The following is a 15,207-nucleotide window of genomic DNA, read 5'->3' on the forward strand; positions in this document are numbered from 1 at the left end:
CGATTGCGTTGTGTCAGATGTACCGCAATCGCCGGCAAGCCGGCTCCTACACGGGAGAGGGATTAAACGTTGGCTTGCAGGTTGGCGCGCAATGAGATCAGGTCAGCTTGCAGCTTTTGCAACTGTTCGAGCTCCAAACCGCTGGCCCCCAAAATGCACTGCGGAATCCCCATAGCCTTGTCCTGCAAGGCGCGACCGGCGTCGGTCAACTCCACCACGACAACCCGTTCGTCCTCACGACTGCGGGTGCGGCTGAGTACGCCTTCAGCTTCCAGGCGCTTGAGCAGTGGGGTCAGTGAGCCCGGGTCGGTCAGCAGTCGGCTGCTGATTTCGCCGACGGTCAAACCGTCTTCTTCCCACAACACCATCATGGCCAGGTATTGCGGGTAGGTCAGGCCAAGGGCCTGCAGCAGCGGTTTGTAGACCTTGGTCATCAACAGCGACGTGGAGTGAAGGGCAAAGCACAGCTGGTTGTCCAGCATCAGTGATTCGCACGGGTCAGGATTCTTGCTCATGGCGGTGCCTCGAAAAAGCGTGTCTGGGCTGGAATCTAGCGGCCAAATCTTTAATGCGCCAGATAATTCTGTCTGCCCGGTCAGACCAAGCCGCTTTGCAGGGCCAGATCCCAATGCGGCACGGGGCTGAAACGTGACTTGAGGTATTCCAGCAGCAAGCGGCTGCGGGCGTTGGCCTGTTGTTCCAGGCGCAACGCGTAGATCCCGGTGGTTTCCGGGCTGGGCAGGCCGTTTTCGCAGAACAGCGGCAGCAATTCACCGCGCACCAGGTATTCACTCGCCAGCCAGGTGGGAAGGTGCGCGATCCCCAACCCCGCCAATGCGCCCGACAGCAGCGCCTCGGCATTGTTGGCGCTCATGCGGATACGTTTTGGGCGATAGGTGGCGCGGCGCCCATCCAGCTCGAAGCGCCAGGCGAACATTGGCGCCAACCCATCCCAGTCCAGGCCGTCGTGGTCGCTGAGTTCGCGCGGATGAGTGGGTGTACCGCGATTTTTCAGGTAGGCCGGGCTGGCGCAGGCGATGCGCACGATACTGGCCAGGGGCGTGGCAATCAGCCGGGTATCGACGATATGCCCGGCGCGCAGCACCAGATCGACCTTGCCCAGGTGTGCGCCCTGCATGTCCACAAAACTGTCGATCAGGTGCAGGTGTACATCCAGCCCCGGGTACACATTCAGGAAGTCGGCAATCACCGGGGCCAGGTGCCGCCGACCGAACGCCGCCGGCGCATCCACACGAATCAGGCCTTCCGGCGCGTGGCTCAAGGACACCGCCTCGGCCCGCGCCAACTGCAGTTCGCTGACGATCCGCCGCGCGCGCTCGGCAAAGGCCAGGCCTGCCGGCGTGGGCACCACCGCATGGGTGCTGCGCTGGAACAGCTGGCTGCCCACCGAGCTTTCCAGGCTGTCGATACGTCGCGCCACGGCTGAAGGCGTCAGTGGATGGCGGCGTGCAGCGGCAGAAAAACTGCCGGTTTCCAGCACATCGAGGAACAGACCTAGTTGATCGGTCAGGGCATTAGGATTCATTGAATATACGCTTATGCGAGATTGGCACAGCCATTGTGCGTTGCTGTGCGTTTCCCCGCCAGAGCCGACTGCGTAGCATGCAAGGCCTGGGCTTCTGGAGTAATGAGCGGTGTTGGATTTAGCGATGTACCTCCTATTGGGCGCAGCCCTTGGCACGGTCGGCGGGCTGTTTGGCATTGGTGGCGGGCTGATTGCAATCCCCGTGCTGGGCGTGTTGTTTGGCCTGGATCAGCAGCTTGCCCAAGGCACGGCACTGGTCATGGTGGTGCCCAACGTGATGCTGGCCCTGTGGCGTTATCACCAGCGCAACCGCATCGAACTGCGCCACGCGCTGCCATTGGGCGTGATGGGCTTCAGCTTTGCCTGGCTCGGTTCGATCTGGGCCGTGGGCCTGGATGCGGGCGCCATGCGTGTTGGCTTTATTGCGTTTCTGCTGACGCTGGCGGCCTACAACCTGCTGCGCATGTTCACGCGCAATGCACCGCCCACGGCGCAGATGCGTTATTCCTGGCCATGGCTCGGCGTGTTGGGCGCCGCCTCCGGTTCGATGGGTGGCCTGTTCGGCGTGGGCGGTGCGGTGGTTGCCACGCCCGTGCTGACCAGCGTGTTTGGTACTACCCAGGTGGTGGCGCAGGGCCTGTCCCTGGCGCTGGCCTTACCCAGTACCGGTGTGACCCTGGTGACTTACGCCTGGCACCAGGAAGTGGACTGGATGATCGGCGTGCCGTTGGCCATTGGTGGGTTGCTCAGTATCAGTTGGGGCGTAAAAGTTGCCCATGCGTTGCCGGAGCGCGTGCTGCGCGGCTTGTTCTGCGGCTTCCTGGCGATTTGCGCGGTGATGCTGACGTTTAAAGTCTGAAGCCTTCGAGAATGTAATCCGCCAGGCAATCGGTAATGGGGGAGTTCAGGGTCGGGTTACGCAGCAGACGCAAACTCATCGACGGCAGTGGCGGGAAACCTTCGTCGCTGCCCAGCACTCGCAGTTCGTCAGTCACCAGGCTTTCCATACTAATCATCACCGCCAGACCGGCATTCACCACCGCTTGAATCGCCGCCACGTTAGAGCTGTGGTAGGCCAGGCGGTAGTCACGTCCGGCCGCATCCAGGGCCGAGCGTGCCCAATCGGTGTACAAGCAGTCGGCACCGGAAATCGCCAGTGGCAACGCAGCGTGCTCGTCCACACAGAAACATGACGACGCTACCCAAACCATGCGATCCGTGCGCAACAGTTCACCGACCTCACTGCCGGGCTCGCGACTGATCACCGTCAACGCCAAGTCGCGGCGCTGCATCAATACCTGGGACGACTCGCAGTGCATTTCGAGCTGAATCAGCGGATACGCCTTGGAAAACCGCTTGAGGATGCCCGGGAGGAAACGCATCACGTAATCATCAGGCGTGCCGATGCGCACCAGCCCGACCATGTGCGGCTCGCGCAATGTGTTGAACACTTCGCTGTGCAGTTTCAGGATGCGCCGCGCATAACCCAGCAGCACCTGGCCTTCGGGCGTGAGCCGCACCTGGCGCCCGTCGCGCTCGAACAGCTTGCGCTGTAGCACGTCCTCTTCCAAGCGTTTCATCTGCATGCTTACCGCCGATTGGGTGCGGTTGACCATCTCACCGGCCCGGGTAAAGCCGCCCTGATCGGCGATGGCGACGAAGGTGCGCAGCACTTCGGTGTCGATGCTCGGGTAGGCGCTCAAATTGATCAATCTCCGAGATGTATTGCATAAGAAACATTCGTTGGATTGATCATAGGGCAAGGCACACACTCGCGTCATCCCCACTGGAGGGCGAGAAGATGAAAGGTCAAACTGGTTTTGTGTTGATGGCGAAACGTCCGTTCGCCGGGCTGTTTCACACGGTTGCGCGCTGGCAGTCGTTGCACCATGAGCGTCAGATGCTGGCACATTTGAGCGACGAAGCGCTCAAGGACATCGGCCTCAATCGCGCCGATGTAGAGCAAGAGCGTCACCTGCATTTCTGGGAAGACCCGCTGCGAAAATGATCGCGGATGCAGTAGGGTAGGCGGCGAGCCCACACGGAGAACCCCATGCCTGCCGACCTGTCATTTTCACTCAAGCAAGCTCGACGCATGGCGCTGGCGGCCCAGGGGTTTTCCGGGCGCCAGGCGCCTGCACTCATCAAGGCCGCGCACCTGAACCGGATGATCGATCGGTTGGGGGTGTTGCAGATCGACTCGGTGAACGCCGTTGTGCGTTCTCATTATTTGCCGTTGTTTTCCCGTTTGGGCAATTACGCCCCGTTGATGCTTGAACAGGCCGCCTGGAGCCAGGGTCGGCGACGTTCGCTGTTCGAATATTGGGGCCATGAGGCCTCATTGCTGCCTATGGCGCTGTACCCGCTGATGCGCTGGCGCATGGAGCGGGCCAAGCAAGGGCAGGGCATCTACTCGCAGATGGCGCGTTTCGGTCGTGAACAACAGGCCACTATCCAACGCGTGCTGCGCAGCGTTGAGCAACAAGGCGCCTTGGGTGCGGGCAGCCTGTCGACCCGTGAGGAGCGGGCGGGCCCGTGGTGGGACTGGAGTGATGAGAAACATGCGTTGGAATGGCTGTTCGCGGCCGGTTTGGTCACCGTTGCAGGGCGGCGCGGTTTTGAGCGGCTCTATGACTTGCCGGAGCGCGTCATCCCGGGCGACATCCTTCAACACGCCGCCTTGAGTGAAGCCGAGGCCCAGCGCGGCTTGCTGCTGCACAGTGCCACTGCGCTGGGCGTGGGCACCGAAAAAGACCTGCGCGATTATTTCCGCCTGGATCCGGCCGACAGCCGCAGCGCTTTGGCGGAACTGGTCGAGGATGGCCAATTGGTGACGTGCCAGGTGCAGGGTTGGAAGCAACCCGCGTATTGTCTTCCGGACCCCAGAGTACCCCGCAAAGTGTCGGCCAGCGCGTTGTTGTCGCCCTTCGATTCGCTGATCTGGGAGCGCAGCCGCACCGAGCGCCTGTTTGATTTCCGTTACCGGCTGGAGATCTACACGCCGCAGGACAAGCGGGTGTTCGGCTATTACGTATTGCCGTTTTTGCACAATGAGCGGATTGCCGCACGCGTCGACCTGCGCGCCGAACGCGTCAATGGACGCTTGGCCGTTCATGCGGTGCACGAAGAAGAACAGGGTTTGGACGAAGAGGGCATGCAGGCGCTGGCTGCGAACCTGTTGCAAATGGCCAGCTGGTTGGGGCTGGAGCAGGTGCAGCTCAATTGCCAGCGGCCGAGTGCTGATAGGTTGCGGGTGGCAATGATCAATAGGGGCAGTGTTCTTTAGGGCGCCATCGCGGGCAAGCCCGGCTCCCACAGTTGAATGCATTCCACAGTTGAAATGCACTCTTCTGTGGGAGCCGGGCTTGCCCGCGATGGCGTCAGAGCAGTCGACGCAAGGTCAGCGCTTAACTTGCTTTAACGTCTCCGCAATCAAAAACGCCAACTCCAACGACTGATCGGCATTCATCCGTGGGTCGCAATGCGTGTGGTAGCGGTCCGACAAACCATCCTCAGTGATCGGCCGCGCGCCCCCGATGCATTCGGTGACGTTCTGCCCGGTCATTTCGATATGGATGCCGCCGGCATACGTGCCCTCGGCCTGGTGCACCTGGAAGAACGCCTTCACTTCGCTGAGGATCTGCGCAAAGTCACGGGTCTTGTAGCCGCTGCTGGCCTTGATGGTGTTGCCGTGCATCGGGTCGGAGCTCCACAGCACCTGCTTGCCCTCGCGCTGGACGGCGCGGATCAGGTTGGGCAGGTGGTCGCCGACCTTGCCGGCGCCCATGCGCGCGATCAGGTTGAGACGGCCGGGATCGTTGTCCGGGTTGAGGATGTCGATCAGGCGGATCAAGTCGTCGGGGTTCATGCTTGGGCCGACCTTGACCCCGATCGGGTTGTTCACGCCACGCAGGAACTCGACGTGGGCACCGTCCAGCTGGCGAGTGCGATCACCGATCCAGAGCATGTGGGCCGAGCAGTCGTAGTAGTCGTTGGTCAGGCTGTCGCGGCGCACGAACGCTTGTTCGTAGTTGAGCAGCAAGGCTTCGTGGGCGGTGAAAAAGCTGGTTTCGCGCAGTTGCGGCGAATCGTCCATGCCGCAGGCACGCATGAACGCCAGGGTTTCATCGATGCGGTCGGCCAGCTGGCTGTACTTTTCGGCCAGGGCGGAATTGGCGATGAAGTCCAGGTTCCACTTGTGCACCTGGTGCAGGTCGGCAAAGCCGCCCTGTGCAAAGGCGCGCAGCAGGTTCAGGGTGGCGGTGGACTGGTGGTACGACTGCAGCAGGCGGTCCGGGTCCGGCACGCGGCTTTTTTCGTCGAAACCGATGCCGTTGACGATGTCGCCACGGTAGGCGGGCAGGGTGATGCCGTCGATGGTTTCATCGTTGGCCGAACGCGGCTTGGCGAACTGGCCGGCCATGCGCCCGACTTTCACCACCGGGCAACCGGCGGCGAAGGTCATCACGATGGCCATCTGCAGCAGCACCTTGAACGTGTCGCGGATTTTTGCGGCAGAGAACTCGGCAAAGCTCTCGGCGCAGTCACCGCCCTGCAACAGGAATGCGCGACCCTGGGTGACTTCGGCAAACTGACGGCGCAACTCGCGGGCTTCCCCGGCAAACACCAGCGGCGGGTAGCTGGCCAGGCTCTGCTCCACGTGCAGCAAATGTGCAGCGTCCGGGTACTGGGGTTGTTGCTGGATCGGCAGGGCGCGCCAGCTGTCGGGGCTCCAGGGTTGGCTCATCATGAACTCGATTGGGTGGTTGACGGTCGGGCGCCAATGTTATCAGCAATTAGTGCGTGACCTGTTGCCGCCGGTTGGCCGACAATCGCGCCTTTGCAGTGCCCAACCCGTTAGGAGTAGTGATGACCGAGGAGCGTGTCGAGCGCCTGCTGGCCGAAGTCCATGATGATTTCGGCATGATCCGTGTGCTCGAAGTGGCCGATTACCGTTTTCTCGAGTTTGGCGATGCCATCGAGCAAAGCTGCGTGTTTACCGCTGATCCGAGCTGGCTGGAATACGACTACACCCGCGCGATGCTGATTGGTGCGCTGTGCCATGAATTGCCGGAGAGTGCGCTGTTCCTGGGGCTCGGCGCCGGGACGCTGACCCAGGCGTGCCTCAAGTTCCTGCCGCTGGAGGATGTCGAGGCCATCGAGCTGCGCCCCGATGTGCCGCGCCTGGCCATCGAGTACCTGGGGCTGGATGACGATCCGCGGTTGTACATTCGCATCGGCGACGCCCTGCAATTGCTGGAGACGGCCGAATCGGCCGACCTGATTTTTGTCGACCTGTACACCGATGTAGGCCCCGGCGTCGGGCACCTGGCCTGGACCTTCCTGGAAAACTGCCAGAAAAAACTCAACCCGGGTGGCTGGCTGGTGATTAACCAATGGGCCACGGATGATGGCAAACCGTTGGGGGCCGCCTTGCTGCGTGGGTTGTACCACCGGCATTACTGGGAACTGCCGGTGAAGGAGGGCAACGTGATTCTGCTGGTGCCGTCAGACCTGGATCAGCCCTTGGATATGCAGGCGCTGTCGGCCCGCGCCGAAGCCTTGGCGCCGCGGTTGGGGTATTCGTTGCAGTCGTTGATCAAGGCGATCCGGCCGGCGACCTAGTTGTCTGTCCCGACGCCTTCGCGAGCAAGCCCGCTCCCGCATTCGACCGCGTTTCCCTGTTGAATTGCATTCCCCTGTGGGAGCGGCGGTGCGACGATTCGACTTGCCCGCGAAGAGGCCATCACTGCCGACAACTAAACTCCCTTGAACACCCCCGGCCGCTTCTCAATCATAGCCCGCACACCCTCCTTGGCGTCCTCACTGTTCAGCAACTTATCCACCATCGGCGGCAACGCCGCAGCCGCCAACGCCTCACCCTCCATGCGCGCCAATCGCGCCGACATCAACGTGGCCTGCACCCCCAGCGGCGCCTGGCGTGCAATGCGGTTGGCTAGCTCAAGGGCGCGTGGCAGCAGGTCTTCGCTGGCCATCACTTCCTGTACCAACCCCAGGCGCAAGGCCTCGTGGGCGTCAAACTCGTCGCCGGTGAGCAGCCAGCGCATCGCGTTGCCCCAGCCAGCGATCTGATGAAAGCGTAATGTCGCACCGCCAAACGGAAAGATCCCACGCTGTACTTCCATTTGCGCAAAGCGGGTGTTGCTGGCGCACAGGTTGATATCGGCCGCCAGCATCAACTCGATACCGATAGTCAGGCAGTAGCCCTGGGCCGCGACAATCACCGGTTTACTCACCCGTGGACCGGCGAACACGCCCCAAGGGTCACATCCGCCCAGCGGCGGCTGCCAGCCTCCGGCCATCACGCCGCTGACATTGGCCAGGTCCAACCCGGCGGTGAAGTGATCGCCGTGGGCAAACACCACGGCCACCCGGGCCTCTTCGTTTCGATCAAATTCGCCATACGCCAAACTCAATTCATTGAGCAGGTCCAGATCGAAGGCATTGCGCTTGGCCACTCGGTCCAGGCCCAACAGCAGGACATGGCCCTGTAATTCACGGCTGACGCGACTGCTGGTGGCTTGATTCATCGGGTGTGCCCTCGGGCGCGGGGAAGGTTTCAGACCAAAGGGTCCAAAAGGTTAGGTGAACCGTTTAAGCGTTGTGACCAACAGGGCCGGGCCTTTGAAAAATAGACCCTGGCGCGCTTATCTGCAAAGACTGTGACACAGCGCGGTTTATCGGTGCTTTCCGATAAAAAAAGCTCCCTTTTTCAGGTATTTCCGGTATAGTGCGCGCCGGCCTTTAACCGGGCCGCGTTTAGGTAGCGCAATTCCCCGAAGTCAGCTTCGGCTGCACGTCCGCACAGCGGACTCTTCCTTGACGAATCTTTTTCATTCATTCGTTTTCGCAAATCCCCGCCGACAAAGCAGCCAGGGCGACTCTTGAGTCTCAACACGGCATGCGCAGCTTTGGAGCATGGGTCTTTGCGGATGCACTTAGAGGCAGACCCATGACCCAGGAAACCGGCGGCTTCGCCGCTTTTAATCTGAACCCGAATATTCTTGCAGCCGTCGCAGCGACTGGCTACGAAGAGCCTTCGGCGATTCAGCAGCAATCGATCCCGATCATCATGGCCGGCAAGGACATGATTGGCCAGGCGCAAACCGGTACCGGCAAAACTGCCGCGTTCGCTTTGCCTATCCTGCAGTGCATCGACCCTGCCAAGCGCGAACCGCAAGCCCTGATCCTGGCGCCAACCCGTGAGTTGGCGCTGCAAGTAGCAACCGCTTTTGAAACCTACGCCAAGCAAATGCCAGGCGTAACCGTTGTGGCCGTTTACGGCGGCGCGCCGATGGGCCCACAACTCAAAGCAATCCGTAATGGCGCACAGATCGTTGTCGCCACCCCGGGCCGTCTGTGCGACCACCTGCGTCGTGACGAGAAAGTGCTGTCGACCGTGAACCACCTGGTTCTGGACGAAGCTGACGAAATGTTGAAGCTGGGCTTCATGGATGACCTGGAAGTCATCTTCAAGGCACTGCCTCCGACCCGCCAGACCGTACTGTTCTCGGCCACTCTGCCACAGTCGATCCGTGCCATTGCCGAGCGTCACCTGCGTGACCCAGAGCACGTCAAGATCCAGACCAAGACCCAGACCGTTACCGCGATCGAACAGGCTCACCTGTTGGTTCACGCTGACCAGAAGACCTCGGCTGTATTGAGCCTGCTGGAAGTCGAAGACTTCGACGCCCTGATCATGTTCGTACGCACCAAGCAAGCGACCCTGGACCTGGCCAGTGCCCTGGAAGCCAAAGGCTACAAAGCCGCTGCGCTGAACGGTGACATCGCCCAGAACCAGCGTGAGCGCGTGATCGACTCCCTCAAGGATGGCCGCCTGGACATCGTTGTAGCGACCGACGTTGCTGCCCGTGGTCTCGACGTTCCACGTATCACCCACGTGTTCAACGTTGACATGCCGTACGATCCAGAGTCCTACGTTCACCGTATCGGCCGTACTGGCCGTGCCGGTCGCGAAGGTCGCGCACTGCTGCTGGTGACTCCACGTGAGCGCCGCATGCTGCAAGTGATCGAGCGTGTGACTGGCCAGAAAGTTGCCGAAGTCCGCCTGCCGGACGCCCAGGCTGTCCTGGATGCGCGCATCAAGAAACTGACCAACAGCCTGTCGCCGCTGGTGGCTGACGCTGAATCGACCCACGGCGACCTGCTGGACCGCCTGACTGCCGATATCGGTTGCACCCCGCGTGCCCTGGCTGCAGCCCTGCTGCGCAAAGCAACTAACGGTCAAGCCCTGACCCTGGCTGCCATCGAGAAAGAACGCCCACTGGTTCCGAACAGCGCGCCACGCGGTGATCGTCCAGAGCGTTCCGGCGACCGTCCAGACCGTGGTGATCGTGAGCGTCGTGCTCCGGTTCCATTGGCTGAAGGCCGTGCTCGTTGCCGTACCGCGCTGGGCGCGCGTGATGGTATCGCTGCCAAGAACCTGCTGGGCGCTATCCTCAACGAGGGTGGCCTGGCCCGTGAAGCCATCGGTCGTATCCAGGTCCGTGACAGCTTCTCCCTGGTGGAGCTGCCGGAAGACGGTCTGGAAAAACTGCTGGCCAAGCTGAAAGACACTCGCGTTGCCGGTAAGCAGCTGAAGCTGCGTCGCTACCGCGAAGATTGATCCGCCCTTGGGCTGATTGATCGCACATAAAAAATCCCCGACTGGTTCGGGGATTTTTTTTGCCTGGTATTTTCGGATCAGCACTCGGTCAACTGTGGGAGCTGGTTTATGTGGGAGCTGGCTTGCCTGCGATAGGATCACCCAGGTCAGCCTGACAGACCGAGGTGTTTGCATCGCAGGCAAGCCAGCTCCCACAAGCCCGTTTCCACCATTGGATCTGCGTTAGCCGAAGCGATAGATGTCCATGCCCAGTGCGCCCAGGGTGAAGCCTTGATGAGCGACACTGAAATCACCGCCGGCACCCCGCGCAAAGTACAGCGGCAACAGGTGTTCGTCGCTGGGATGGCTGCGCACGGCATGGGGCGCCTGGCGACGGTAGTCGTGCAGCGCGGTTTCATCGTTGGCGGCCAGCTTGTCCACTACCCAGTCACGGAAATCCCGCGCCCAGGGTTCGATGGTTTCCGGCCCGGCACGCCAGTTCAGTTCGCCCAGGTTGTGGGTGATGCTGCCGGAGCCAATCAGCAATACGCCTTGCTCGCGCAGGCTGGCGAGGGCATGCCCCACGCGCGTCTGCAGGGCAGGGCCCATGCGACTTGGCAGCGACACTTGGACCACTGGAATATCGGCTGCCGGGTACATCAGCGACAGCGGTACCCAGGTGCCGTGGTCAAAGGGGCGGCGCTCATCGATGCGTCCATTCAAACCGTCGGCGTGCAGCAATTCCACAATCTCTGCGGCCAACTGCGGATCGCCGGGTGCGGGATATTGCACGGCAAACAATTCGCGGGGGAACCCCCCGAAATCATGCCAGGTTTCCGGGGCCTGGCTGCCGCTGACGAGTAATTCCTGGCTTTCCCAGTGTGCCGATACCACCACGATCGCTTTAGGACGGGGCAATTCGGCGGCCAGGCGCTGCAGGGCCGGGCCACTGGCGCCGGGTTGCAGGGCCAGCATGGGCGAGCCGTGGGAGATAAACAGGCTGGGGAACATAAGTAGGGTCCTGAGCGTTAACATGGGACCATCTTCAATCAGATCATTGATCTAAATCTAATATAAGTTTTAGCGCCTTTTTATCGAATTTTCAGGGTGATTTATGGAGCCTAAGTTTTGGCAAGAGCGCTGGGCGCGCAATCAGATTGGCTTTCACTTGCCTGAGGTTAACCCTTACTTGCAGCGGTACTGGCCGCGGCTTGCGCTGGCTGAAGGTGCCAAGGTGCTGGTGCCGCTGTGTGGCAAAAGCCTGGATTTGATGTGGCTGGCCAGTCACGGGCACCAAGTGATGGGCGTGGAGCTGTCAGAGCAGGCGGTGGAGGCGTTCTTCATAGAGCAAGGGCTCACGCCCCGGATCAGCCGGCAAGGCGCCTTCACGGTGTACCAGGCTGATCAGGTGGAGCTGTGGTGCGGTGATTTCTTTGCGCTGGACGCTGAAGCAGTGGCCGATTGCACTGCGCTCTACGACCGTGCTGCGCTGATTGCCTTGCCGCCCCTGATGCGGGCGCGTTACTGCGAGCATCTCAACGACCTGCTAGCGCCTGGGTGCCAAGGCGTTTTGATCACGCTCGATTATGACCAGGCCCAGAAAGCCGGCCCACCGTTTGCGGTCACCGATGACGAAGTGAAGGTGCTGCTGGGGGCACACTGGGCGTTGGCGGTGCTGGAAGAACAGGACATTTTGGCTGAGAGCTGGAAGTTCGTGCAGGACGGTGTTGATCGCCTTGAGGAGCGTGTCTACCAGTTGGCGAAGCGTTGATCGTGCTGCCGCCATCGCTGGCAAGCCAGCTCCTACAGGGGAGTGCATTCCACATGTAGGAGCTGGCTTGCCAGCGATGACGGCAGCAGCCTCGGCACAGAACCCAAGGGCAATAAAAAAGGGGCGATCAAATCGCCCCTTTCTTGTGTGTCACCTACTGCCTGTCAGCCGCGACGACGCAACGCGTCGATACGCTCTTCCAGCGGCGGGTGGCTCATGAACAGGCGAGCCATGCCCTGCTTGATACCGCCGTTGATACCAAACGCCGTCAGGCTGTCCGGCATATGCACCGGCAGGCCCTGTTCGGAGCGCAGGTGTTGCAGCGCTGCGATCATCGCCCCGGTACCGGCCAGGCGGGCACCGGCTTCGTCTGCACGGAATTCCCGTTTGCGCGAGAACCACATAGTGATCGCGCTGGCCAGGAAGCCCAGTACCAACTCAGCGAAGATGGTCGCCACGTAGTAGGCAATACCGCGACCTTCCTCGTTCTTGAAGATCACCTTGTCGACAAAGTTGCCGATGATCCGCGCAAAGAACATCACGAAGGTGTTGACCACACCCTGCACCAGCGCCAGGGTGACCATGTCACCGTTGGCCACGTGGCCGATCTCGTGGGCCAGTACCGCCTTCACTTCATCGTACGAGAAGCGTTCCAGCATGCCCTGGCTGACGGCAACGAGTGCGTCGTTCTTGTTCCAGCCGGTGGCAAAGGCGTTGGCCTCGTAGGCCGGGAAGATCCCGACTTCGGGCATCTTGATCCCAGCTTCGCGGGACAGTTGCTCGACGGTCTGCAGCAACCATTGCTCATGCCGGGTACGGGGTTGGGTGATCACCTGGGTGCTGGTGCTCATCTTCGCCATCCACTTGGAGATGAACAGCGAGAACAGCGAACCGGCAAAACCAAAGACCGCACAGAAGACCAGCAGCTGATTGAGGTTCAGATCGACCCCGTTGGCCGCCATGAACCCGTTGAAGCCGAAAAGGCTCAGGGTGATGCTGGCAATCAGCACGACCGCCAGGTTAGTGGCCAAGAACAGCAGGATGCGCATCATGGTTGTAGAGTTCTCCTCATGCTTAATATGTCGCGTACTGCGGGGTATATAAGGTGCGGCCTGAGGCTATTCAACCGGGCGACTATTTCAAACTGTGTCCTACAGCCTGAACGTAGAGCCTTGAAGGGTTTTTCCGATCTGGAAAGCAGGCCATGATCACCGTATTCGTGCCTTGTCGTCCCGTAATTATAGGGGGCTGACCGATCCGTGGTGTGCCGCGATAAGGAGGAGGCTAGGCAGGGCAGAGAAGTGTTGCCAGATAATCGCTGTGCGACCGACTGACGATCGCACAGCGCCATAGTCGTTACTGGCGATAGGACTTGAGGAAGTTGCCGATGCGACCAATGGCCATGTCCAGGTCATCCACGCGCGGCAAGGTCACCACACGGAAGTGATCCGGCCACGGCCAGTTGAACGCAGTCCCTTGCACCACCAGCAGTTTTTCCGACAACAGCAGGTCGAGCACGAACTTCTCGTCGTTGAGGATCGGGCAAACCTTCGGGTCGATACGTGGGAAGGCATACAGCGCACCCATGGGTTTTACACAGCTCACGCCCGGGATGGCGTTGAGCAGTTCCCAGGTGCGGTTGCGCTGCTCCAGCAAACGGCCTTGAGGCAATACCAGGTCATTGATGCTCTGGTAGCCGCCGAGGGCGGTCTGGATGGCGTGCTGGCTCGGCACGTTGGCGCACAGGCGCATGTTGGCCAGCATGTCGATGCCTTCGATATAGCTCTGGGCGTTGTGCTTGGGGCCGGAGATGGCGATCCAGCCGGAGCGGAAGCCCGCCACGCGGTACGACTTGGACAGGCCGTTGAAGGTCAGGCACAGCAGGTCAGGCGCCAGGGAGGCGGTGCACACGTGCACGGCGTCATCGTAGAGGATCTTGTCGTAGATCTCGTCGGAGAACACCACCAGGTTGTGCTGGCGCGCCAGTTCGAGCATGCCCAGCAACACTTCCTTGGAATACACCGCGCCAGTCGGGTTGTTCGGGTTGATGATTACCAGGGCCTTGGTGTTCGGAGTGATCTTGGCCTTGATGTCGGCCAGGTCCGGGAACCAGTCGGCGCCTTCGTCACACAGGTAGTGCACCGGGTGGCCACCGGCCAGGGTCACGGCAGCGGTCCACAGCGGGTAGTCGGGGGCCGGCACCAGCACTTCGTCGCCGTTGTTGAGCAGTGCCTGCATGGACATCACGATCAGCTCGGACACGCCGTTGCCCAGGTAGATGTCCTCGATGCCAACGCCTTCCACCTGCTTTTGCTGGTAGTACTGCATCACCGCCTTGCGCGCGCTGAACAGGCCCTTGGAGTCACTGTAGCCCTGGGCGGTCGGTAGGTTGCGGATCACGTCCTGGAGTATTTCGTCCGGCGCTTCGAAACCAAAAGGCGCCGGGTTGCCAATGTTCAGCTTGAGGATGCGATGGCCTTCCTCTTCCAGGCGTTTGGCGTGCTTGAGCACTGGGCCGCGAATGTCGTAGCAGACGTTGGCGAGCTTGTTCGATTTGCTGACCTGCATGGCGATGTGATCCTGAAAATGAACGATCCAGACGGTGTGGACACGACCGTACTGCGAATCCTGCGAGGCCCGCACCCATAAATACGTTTGAATGCCGGTAGCGCGGGTGCCAGACTGGCGTTTTGAAGAGGCGCAATCATACGTGCCGCCTGATCCATGGAAAAGACACAGATCAGGGTTTTTCAGTTGCCGAGGTGTACCGATGGAAAAGTTGGATAAAACGCTGGAGGAATGGCGGGAAATGCTCGACCCCGCTCAATATCAGGTCTGCCGGCTCAAAGGCACCGAGCGCCCGTTTTCCGGCAAGTACAACGCCACCACCACAGACGGCGTGTACCACTGCATTTGCTGCAACGAGCCGTTGTTCGACTCCAAGACCAAATTCGATGCCGGTTGCGGCTGGCCGAGCTTCTACGAGCCGATTGCCCAGAGTGCGATGATCGAGATCCGTGACGTCAGCCACGGCATGATCCGCACCGAAGTCACCTGCGCCAAGTGCGATGCGCACCTGGGGCATGTGTTCCCGGACGGCCCGCCGCCGACCGGTCTGCGTTACTGCATCAACTCGGTGTGCCTGGACCTGGTCCCGCGCTGATTCAATACCGCACCCGTAGGAGCAAGGGGGGGGGGGGGGGGGGGGGGGGGGGGGGGGGGGGGGGGGGGGGGGGGGGGGGGGGGGGGGGGGGGGGGGGGGGG

Annotated in this window: 15 protein-coding genes; 7 read left to right on the forward strand and 8 right to left on the reverse strand. The window is 61.1% G+C overall.

Translation table 11 applies throughout. The features are described from left to right. Nucleotides 1–62: 62 nt before the first annotated feature. Nucleotides 63–515, reverse strand: a complete 453-nt coding sequence (locus AC07OV_RS27860; protein WP_494997814.1) for a MarR family winged helix-turn-helix transcriptional regulator — start codon at nucleotides 513–515, stop codon at nucleotides 63–65. Between the two features lie 80 nt (nucleotides 516–595). After that, nucleotides 596–1,546, reverse strand: coding sequence for a LysR family transcriptional regulator (locus AC07OV_RS27865; RefSeq protein ID WP_494997813.1), 951 nt, complete (start codon nucleotides 1,544–1,546; stop codon nucleotides 596–598). 109 nt (nucleotides 1,547–1,655) lie between these two features. Here AC07OV_RS27865 and AC07OV_RS27870 point away from each other — a divergent pair, with 109 nt between their 5' ends. Next, a complete protein-coding gene (locus AC07OV_RS27870; RefSeq protein WP_494997812.1) occupies nucleotides 1,656–2,405 on the forward strand; it encodes a sulfite exporter TauE/SafE family protein in 750 nt (249 codons plus the stop codon). Here AC07OV_RS27870 and AC07OV_RS27875 read toward each other — a convergent pair. Then, nucleotides 2,395–3,249 (reverse strand): LysR family transcriptional regulator, encoded by an 855-nt coding sequence (locus AC07OV_RS27875; protein WP_495093406.1) that lies wholly within the window; start codon nucleotides 3,247–3,249, stop codon nucleotides 2,395–2,397. The genes AC07OV_RS27870 and AC07OV_RS27875 overlap by 11 nt on opposite strands. A gap of 98 nt (nucleotides 3,250–3,347) precedes the next feature. Here AC07OV_RS27875 and AC07OV_RS27880 point away from each other — a divergent pair, with 98 nt between their 5' ends. Both AC07OV_RS27880 and AC07OV_RS27885 read left to right on the forward strand, forming a co-directional pair. Next, nucleotides 3,348–3,554, forward strand: a complete 207-nt coding sequence (locus AC07OV_RS27880) for a DUF1127 domain-containing protein (protein ID WP_256349883.1) — start codon at nucleotides 3,348–3,350, stop codon at nucleotides 3,552–3,554. Between the two features lie 45 nt (nucleotides 3,555–3,599). Then, the gene (locus AC07OV_RS27885; protein WP_495093407.1) at nucleotides 3,600–4,832 is read left to right on the forward strand and encodes a winged helix-turn-helix domain-containing protein; all 1,233 of its coding nucleotides are present in this window, start codon (nucleotides 3,600–3,602) and stop codon (nucleotides 4,830–4,832) included. Nucleotides 4,833–4,946: 114 nt separating this feature from the next. Here AC07OV_RS27885 and AC07OV_RS27890 read toward each other — a convergent pair whose 3' ends face one another. Beyond that, complete coding sequence (locus AC07OV_RS27890) at nucleotides 4,947–6,293, reverse strand: class II 3-deoxy-7-phosphoheptulonate synthase (RefSeq protein WP_176998246.1); 1,347 nt, start codon at nucleotides 6,291–6,293, stop codon at nucleotides 4,947–4,949. A gap of 122 nt (nucleotides 6,294–6,415) precedes the next feature. Here AC07OV_RS27890 and AC07OV_RS27895 point away from each other — a divergent pair, with 122 nt between their 5' ends. Continuing rightward, the gene (locus AC07OV_RS27895; RefSeq protein ID WP_178925008.1) at nucleotides 6,416–7,171 is read left to right on the forward strand and encodes a spermidine synthase; all 756 of its coding nucleotides are present in this window, start codon (nucleotides 6,416–6,418) and stop codon (nucleotides 7,169–7,171) included. Between the two features lie 134 nt (nucleotides 7,172–7,305). Here the strand turns inward: AC07OV_RS27895 and AC07OV_RS27900 are convergent, their stop codons facing one another. Further along, a complete protein-coding gene (locus AC07OV_RS27900; protein WP_495093408.1) occupies nucleotides 7,306–8,097 on the reverse strand; it encodes a crotonase/enoyl-CoA hydratase family protein in 792 nt (263 codons plus the stop codon). Between the two features lie 422 nt (nucleotides 8,098–8,519). Here AC07OV_RS27900 and AC07OV_RS27905 point away from each other — a divergent pair, with 422 nt between their 5' ends. Continuing rightward, nucleotides 8,520–10,193: a DEAD/DEAH box helicase gene (locus tag AC07OV_RS27905; RefSeq protein ID WP_016972326.1), complete on the forward strand. Its 1,674-nt coding sequence runs from the start codon at nucleotides 8,520–8,522 to the stop codon at nucleotides 10,191–10,193. A gap of 222 nt (nucleotides 10,194–10,415) precedes the next feature. Here the strand turns inward: AC07OV_RS27905 and AC07OV_RS27910 are convergent, their stop codons facing one another. Then, entirely contained in the window at nucleotides 10,416–11,183 is a 768-nt protein-coding gene (locus tag AC07OV_RS27910) for a DODA-type extradiol aromatic ring-opening family dioxygenase (protein WP_495093409.1), read from the reverse strand. 103 nt (nucleotides 11,184–11,286) lie between these two features. Between AC07OV_RS27910 and AC07OV_RS27915 the strand changes: the two genes are divergently transcribed. Beyond that, nucleotides 11,287–11,943: a thiopurine S-methyltransferase gene (locus AC07OV_RS27915; protein ID WP_494997809.1), complete on the forward strand. Its 657-nt coding sequence runs from the start codon at nucleotides 11,287–11,289 to the stop codon at nucleotides 11,941–11,943. 164 nt (nucleotides 11,944–12,107) lie between these two features. Here AC07OV_RS27915 and htpX read toward each other — a convergent pair whose 3' ends face one another. Both htpX and AC07OV_RS27925 read right to left on the reverse strand, forming a co-directional pair. Continuing rightward, nucleotides 12,108–12,995: a protease HtpX gene (gene htpX / locus AC07OV_RS27920; protein ID WP_176998241.1), complete on the reverse strand. Its 888-nt coding sequence runs from the start codon at nucleotides 12,993–12,995 to the stop codon at nucleotides 12,108–12,110. 304 nt (nucleotides 12,996–13,299) lie between these two features. Further along, entirely contained in the window at nucleotides 13,300–14,511 is a 1,212-nt protein-coding gene (locus AC07OV_RS27925) for a pyridoxal phosphate-dependent aminotransferase (RefSeq protein WP_016978462.1), read from the reverse strand. A 202-nt stretch (nucleotides 14,512–14,713) separates the two neighbouring features. Here AC07OV_RS27925 and msrB point away from each other — a divergent pair, with 202 nt between their 5' ends. Then, nucleotides 14,714–15,106 (forward strand): peptide-methionine (R)-S-oxide reductase MsrB, encoded by a 393-nt coding sequence (gene msrB / locus AC07OV_RS27930; protein ID WP_176998240.1) that lies wholly within the window; start codon nucleotides 14,714–14,716, stop codon nucleotides 15,104–15,106. Nucleotides 15,107–15,207 lie beyond the last annotated feature (101 nt).

The sequence above is a fragment of the Pseudomonas sp. GW821-FHT09A09 genome, assembly GCF_059418405.1.

Excerpts from the sequence above, each read along its gene's own strand:
- AC07OV_RS27860 (WP_494997814.1), bottom strand. The coding sequence starts at position 515 with ATGAGCAAGAATCCTGACCCGTGCGAATCACTGATGCTGGACAACCAG.
- AC07OV_RS27865 (WP_494997813.1), bottom strand. The coding sequence starts at position 1,546 with ATGAATCCTAATGCCCTGACCGATCAACTAGGTCTGTTCCTCGATGTG.
- AC07OV_RS27880 (WP_256349883.1), top strand. The coding sequence starts at position 3,348 with ATGAAAGGTCAAACTGGTTTTGTGTTGATGGCGAAACGTCCGTTCGCC.
- AC07OV_RS27885 (WP_495093407.1), top strand. The coding sequence starts at position 3,600 with ATGCCTGCCGACCTGTCATTTTCACTCAAGCAAGCTCGACGCATGGCG.
- AC07OV_RS27890 (WP_176998246.1), bottom strand. The coding sequence starts at position 6,293 with ATGAGCCAACCCTGGAGCCCCGACAGCTGGCGCGCCCTGCCGATCCAG.
- AC07OV_RS27895 (WP_178925008.1), top strand. The coding sequence starts at position 6,416 with ATGACCGAGGAGCGTGTCGAGCGCCTGCTGGCCGAAGTCCATGATGAT.
- AC07OV_RS27900 (WP_495093408.1), bottom strand. The coding sequence starts at position 8,097 with ATGAATCAAGCCACCAGCAGTCGCGTCAGCCGTGAATTACAGGGCCAT.
- AC07OV_RS27905 (WP_016972326.1), top strand. The coding sequence starts at position 8,520 with ATGACCCAGGAAACCGGCGGCTTCGCCGCTTTTAATCTGAACCCGAAT.
- AC07OV_RS27910 (WP_495093409.1), bottom strand. The coding sequence starts at position 11,183 with ATGTTCCCCAGCCTGTTTATCTCCCACGGCTCGCCCATGCTGGCCCTG.
- AC07OV_RS27915 (WP_494997809.1), top strand. The coding sequence starts at position 11,287 with ATGGAGCCTAAGTTTTGGCAAGAGCGCTGGGCGCGCAATCAGATTGGC.
- htpX (WP_176998241.1), bottom strand. The coding sequence starts at position 12,995 with ATGATGCGCATCCTGCTGTTCTTGGCCACTAACCTGGCGGTCGTGCTG.
- AC07OV_RS27925 (WP_016978462.1), bottom strand. The coding sequence starts at position 14,511 with ATGCAGGTCAGCAAATCGAACAAGCTCGCCAACGTCTGCTACGACATT.
- msrB (WP_176998240.1), top strand. The coding sequence starts at position 14,714 with ATGGAAAAGTTGGATAAAACGCTGGAGGAATGGCGGGAAATGCTCGAC.